Origin of the sequence: Saccharopolyspora sp., assembly GCF_017434145.1 — a bacterium.
Lineage (GTDB): Bacteria > Actinomycetota > Actinomycetes > Mycobacteriales > Pseudonocardiaceae > Saccharopolyspora_C > Saccharopolyspora_C galaxeae.
Genome location: NZ_JAFRFW010000765.1, coordinates 1 through 5,003 on the forward strand (window position 1 = coordinate 1; position 5,003 = coordinate 5,003).

At 69.0% G+C, this 5,003-nt stretch carries 5 protein-coding genes; 3 read left to right on the forward strand and 2 right to left on the reverse strand.

Features of this window, described 5'->3' with window-relative positions; all coding sequences use genetic code 11:
- The coding region (locus IJH84_RS20760) for a copper resistance CopC family protein (protein ID WP_295147892.1) at nt 1–302 on the reverse strand (302 nt) is incomplete at its 3' end.
- Nucleotides 299–1,027 carry a YcnI family protein gene (locus IJH84_RS20765; protein ID WP_200068070.1) on the reverse strand — a complete coding sequence of 243 codons (729 nt, stop codon included), beginning with the start codon at nt 1,025–1,027 and terminating at the stop codon, nt 299–301. The genes IJH84_RS20760 and IJH84_RS20765, both read right to left, overlap by 4 nt.
- Nucleotides 1,028–1,832: 805 nt before the next feature.
- On the opposite strand from IJH84_RS20765, the gene IJH84_RS20770 reads away from it, so the two are divergent.
- From IJH84_RS20770 to IJH84_RS20780, 3 genes are all read left to right on the forward strand, one after another.
- Nucleotides 1,833–3,617: a BCCT family transporter gene (locus tag IJH84_RS20770; RefSeq protein WP_200068071.1), complete on the forward strand. Its 1,785-nt coding sequence runs from the start codon at nt 1,833–1,835 to the stop codon at nt 3,615–3,617.
- The gene (locus IJH84_RS20775; RefSeq protein WP_295147897.1) at nt 3,614–4,261 is read left to right on the forward strand and encodes an ABC transporter permease; all 648 of its coding nucleotides are present in this window, start codon (nt 3,614–3,616) and stop codon (nt 4,259–4,261) included. Before IJH84_RS20770 ends, IJH84_RS20775 begins: the two co-directional genes overlap by 4 nt.
- Nucleotides 4,254–5,003: ABC transporter ATP-binding protein (locus tag IJH84_RS20780; protein ID WP_295147900.1), on the forward strand; the 750-nt coding region annotated here is incomplete at its 3' end. The genes IJH84_RS20775 and IJH84_RS20780, both read left to right, overlap by 8 nt.

Consider the following 5,003-nt stretch of genomic DNA (forward strand, 5'->3'; position numbering starts at 1 on the left):
CCGACCGTGTAGACACCGGCCGGACCGAGCGGGCGCACCGGCGCGCTGACCGAGTTGCCGGTCACCCGCACCTGGCCGTCGGTCCAGTAGCTGCCGTCCGGCCCGACGACGTTGACCGTGTTGTAGCCCTCGCCCGCGCGCACCGGCTGGTCGAAGGTCAGCCGCACCTCGCCGGGGCCGGTGGTCAGCTGTGCGCCCTCGGCCGGGTCGCTTCCGACCAGCGTGTTGTGCGCGGCCGCCGGGCCGGCAAGGCCGAGCAGTGCGGTGCAGGTCAGGGCCGCGGTAGCCAGCAGCCGCCTCATGAGTCGGCCCGCCCGCGCCGGCCGCGCAACAGCGCACCGATGCCCACGCCGAGGCCGAGCGCGCCGACGAGCAGGCCCGCGCCGCCGAGCACGCGCGCGGTGTCGTCCGATGCGGGCGCGGGCTCGCCGGAACTCGGTGCGGCGCTGTCCGCGGGTGCGCCGTGGGAGTGCTCCTCGGTCGCGGGCAGCAGTTGCAGGCTGGGGGCCGGGCGCTCGGGTTCGGAACCGTCCGGTCCCTGCGACTGGTCCCAGCGCACCACTTCGCCGCTGTCGTAGGTCTGCTCGGCGGGAAGCAACACCTCGCCGGTGTCGGTGGGCAGGGTGCCGAGGGTCGCCTCGAACTCCTCGAACTGGTCCGGGGCGATCCTGGTGCCGGGCCGGGCGGTCCAGGTGATGCCGGAGACGGCCTCGGTGACTTCGGCGCCCGCCACGTTGACCGGCCGGTCCAGCCGCACCTTCTGCACCTGCGCCGTCCAGCCGGGCAGCGGGCGGGTGCGCACCGAACTCAGCGGGTGCTCCAGCGGCAGCGCCACGTGCACGCGGACGGTGCCCGCGTCCGGTCGCTCGTTCGGCACCCGGAAGGTGACCTTCGCGGTGCCGCCTTGCTCGGCTTGTTCCGGCTGCACGTGGACGTGCGCGGTGGCGGTGCCCGCGCCGGCGAGGGCGCTGAGCCCGATGGCTGCGGCGGTGACCGCGAGCCGCGCGGCGGGTCTGGATTCGTTCATGGTCTTCGGGACTCCTTGCACTGCGCGAGTGCGTTCGCGCGGATATCGCGCTGAGGACACATGTCGGAAACGATCGGACGACGTTCCTTGATCTTTGTCGGGAATTCCGCCCGCGGGTTCGCCAGGGCCGCGCGAAGCGTGAATTCTCGGGTGGATCAATTGCCCGAGCAAACGAAAGTTCTCGGTGGGCACGCGGCACGTCCGCCACGATGTCACCGATCGTAACGGCGAGGGCTTTTCTCTCGGACGGGTGAAGACTAAGGTTCCATCGGCTACGAAGCGTGCAGGATGATCCGGATGCCTGCGCGCCGTGGCTCGCAGCACCGACGGGGCGTGGACCGAGGACGCGGAGGCCGTTCCGGGCGCTTCGCGCGTTCCCGGAGGATCCCCCGCTGCCTGGAGAAATACCCGAAATGCGAGCCGCCTGGCTCCCAGTGCACCTACAATGCGAAATACCCGTCGCCTGCGACGGGCGAGCGCCGAACCGGCGGCGGCGAACAGAATAGCGATCACGGTGGGGCTCCCGGGGTCGGGAGTTGAGCCACCGGAGGCCGGGTGCGTTGCTACGGACAGTGACTCCGTGGCGGCGGCCGGGACCGGACTGCGCAGCCGGCGCCGAGCGCCTCGTGCATGGCCGGAATTGGTCGCCACGGCGGCCGAGTCTAGATGTCGGTTCGGCCACGCTCAGCGCAGGCGTGCTTGCCTTGATCCGCCGAATGGGTCACGGTTTACGGGTTGCAGACGGCCGGAACCAGTTCCTGTACGAGCAGGTTGTGACAGCTGAATAGGTCCCGGCGGTCGTGACATGAGGACGGAGAGGAGGGGGCGTCGCGAGTGGGCGCCGGTACCTGTGTCTACTGAAACAGATCAAGGAAGGGGTGGCTCGGCCGCATCGAGCCATCCACCGGAGCTATCCGGACAGTCCCAGTTCATCGAGAAGCCGAGGACCGACTGGGTCGTCTTCGGCACTACCGCGGCCATCATGTTCATCCTGGTGGCCTGGGGTGCGCTGAGCACCAATTCGCTGAAGGCCTTCGCGGACGCCGCGCTGGACTGGCTGGTGCTCAACATCGGCTGGGGCTTCGTGCTGGCCGCGACCGGTTTCGTCATCTTCGCGCTGTTCCTGGCGTTCAGCCGGTACGGGCGCATCCCGCTGGGGGAGGACGGCGAGAAGCCGGAGTTCAGGACGGTGTCCTGGATCGCGATGATGTTCAGCGCCGGCATGGGCATCGGCCTGATGTTCTACGGCGTCAGCGAGCCGTTGTCGCACTTCACCGAACCACCGCCGGGAACGGTGGCGCCGGAGTCCGACCCCGCGGTGAACACCGCGATGGCGACTTCGCTGTTCCACTGGACGTTGCACCCGTGGGCGATCTACGCGGTGGTCGGCCTCGCCATCGCCTACAGCAGCTTCCGCCGCGGCCGCAAGCAGCTGATCAGCGCGGTGTTCCTGCCGCTGATCGGCAAGCGCAACGCCGAAGGCCCGCTCGGCAGGCTGATCGACATCCTCGCGCTGTTCGCGACGCTGTTCGGCTCCGCGGCATCGCTGGGCCTGGGCACCCTGCAGATCCAGGCGGGGATGCAGGCCGCCGGGTGGATCGGCGCGACGAGCAAGATCCTGCTCGTGGGGATCATCGTCGTGCTGACGATCTGCTTCATCCTCTCCGCGGTGTCCGGTGTCGCCAAGGGCATCCAGTGGCTGTCGAACATCAACATGGTGCTCGCCGCGCTGCTGGCGATCTTCGTGTTCGTCGTCGGCCCGACCGTGCTGATCCTGAACCTGCTGCCGACCTCGCTGGGCGCGTACATCAGCGACTTCGGCGACATGGCCTCCCGCGCCGGAGCGACCGGCGGCGGCGAGATGCACGAGTGGCTGTCCACTTGGACGATCTTCTACTGGGCGTGGTGGATCTCCTGGACGCCGTTCGTGGGGATGTTCATCGCGCGGATCAGCCGCGGCCGCACGATCCGGCAGTTCATCGGCGGCGTGATGCTGGTGCCCAGCGTGGTCAGCCTCGTGTGGTTCGCCATCTTCGGTGGCGCGGCCATCGGCAGCCAGCAGGCCGGGCAGAACCCGGCCGGTAGCGGTGAGGCCGAGGCGCAGACCTTCTCCGTGCTGGAGAACATGCCGTTGTCCGTGATCACTTCGGTGCTGGTCATGGTGCTGGTGGCGATCTTCTTCGTCTCCGGTGCGGACGCCGCCTCGGTCGTGATGGGCACGCTCTCGCAGCGGGGTTCGATCGAGCCCAGCCGCTGGGTGGTCATCTTCTGGGGTGCCGCCACCGGTGCGGTCGCCGCGATCATGCTGGTGATCGGCGGGAACAACGCGCTGGAAGGCATCCAGAACCTCACGTTCATGGGTGCGCTGCCGTTCGCGATCGTCATGGTGTTCCTGTGCGTCGCCCTCACCAAGGACCTGCGCAGCGACCCGATCACGCTGCGCGACGAGAAGGGCGCTGAGGTCCTCGAGCAGGCGGTCATCGCGGGCACCGAGGAGCACGAGGGTGACTTCCAGCTGGTCACCACGCCCGCCGAGGACGAGGGCGAGGAAAGCGGCGACGCCGGGAATTCGGAGAAGAACGGTTCGTGAGTTTCCTGGATTACATCGCCTCCAGGTGGCAGCAACTGCTGGTCGATTCCTACCAGCACGCCAGCATGGTGGTGCAGTGCATCCTGCTGGCGACCATCGTCGGCGTCCTGGTCGGGGTTGCGGTCTACCGCAGCCCCGCCGGGGCGGCGGTGGCCACCGCCCTTTCCAGCGCGGTGCTGACCGTGCCATCGTTCGCCCTGTTCGGGCTGCTCATCCCGGTTCTCGGGCTGGGCGTCGCGCCGTCGGTGGTGACCTTGGTGCTGTACGCGCTGCTGCCGATCGTGCGCAACACCATCGTCGGGCTGTCGTCGGTGGACCAGCCCGTGCTGGACGCCGCCCGCGGCATCGGCATGAACCGGCTGCGGGTGCTGACCAGGGTCGAACTGGCGTTGGCATGGCCAGGGATCCTCGCCGGGATGCGGGTCAGCACGCAGATGCTGATGGGCATCGCGGCCATCGCCGCCTACGCCAAGGGACCCGGACTCGGAAACCTGATCTTCAGCGGGCTGTCCGGGCTGGGCAGCGCCAACGCGCTGAACATGGCGCTCGCGGGCACGCTCGGCGTGATCGTGCTGGCGCTGCTGCTGGACGGGGTGTTCGTGCTGCTCGGGCGCCTGACGACTTCGAGAGGTATTCGTGGCTGACAACGAAGTGCCCGGCTCCGACGACTCCGGCAACGGACACGGGGTGGAGATCCGCCTGGAGGAGGTCTCCAAGCGTTATCCGGGTCAGAAGCTCGCCGCGGTCGAATCGGTCACGATGACCATTCCGGCTGGCGAGACGGTGGTGCTGGTCGGTCCGTCCGGCAGCGGCAAGACCACCACCATGCGGATGATCAACCGGTTGATCGAGCCCAGCTCCGGGCGGATCACCATCGGCGGCCAGGACGTGCTGAACCTGGACCCGGACAAGTTGCGCCGCGAGATCGGCTACTCGATCCAGCAGGCCGGGCTGTTCCCGCACATGACCGTCGGCGAGAACGTCGGCATGGTGCCGGGCCTGGTCGGGTGGAGCAAGCAGCGGACCGGCGAGCGCGTGGACGAGATGCTGGACCTGGTCGGGCTGGACCCGGCGGAGTACCGCAAGCGCTACCCGCGCCAGCTCTCCGGCGGCCAGGCGCAGCGCGTCGGGGTGGCGCGGGCGTTAGCCGCGGACCCGCCGGTGCTGCTGATGGACGAACCGTTCGGTGCGGTCGACCCGATCACCCGCGGGGTGCTGCAGGACGAGCTGATGCGGCTGCAGGCAGACCTGGGCAAGACGATCGTGTTCGTCACGCACGACTTCGACGAGGCGGTGAAGCTGGGCGACCGGATCGCGGTGCTCGGCGACCAGTCCAAGATCCTGCAGTACGACACGCCGGACGCGATCCTGGCCAACCCCGCCGAC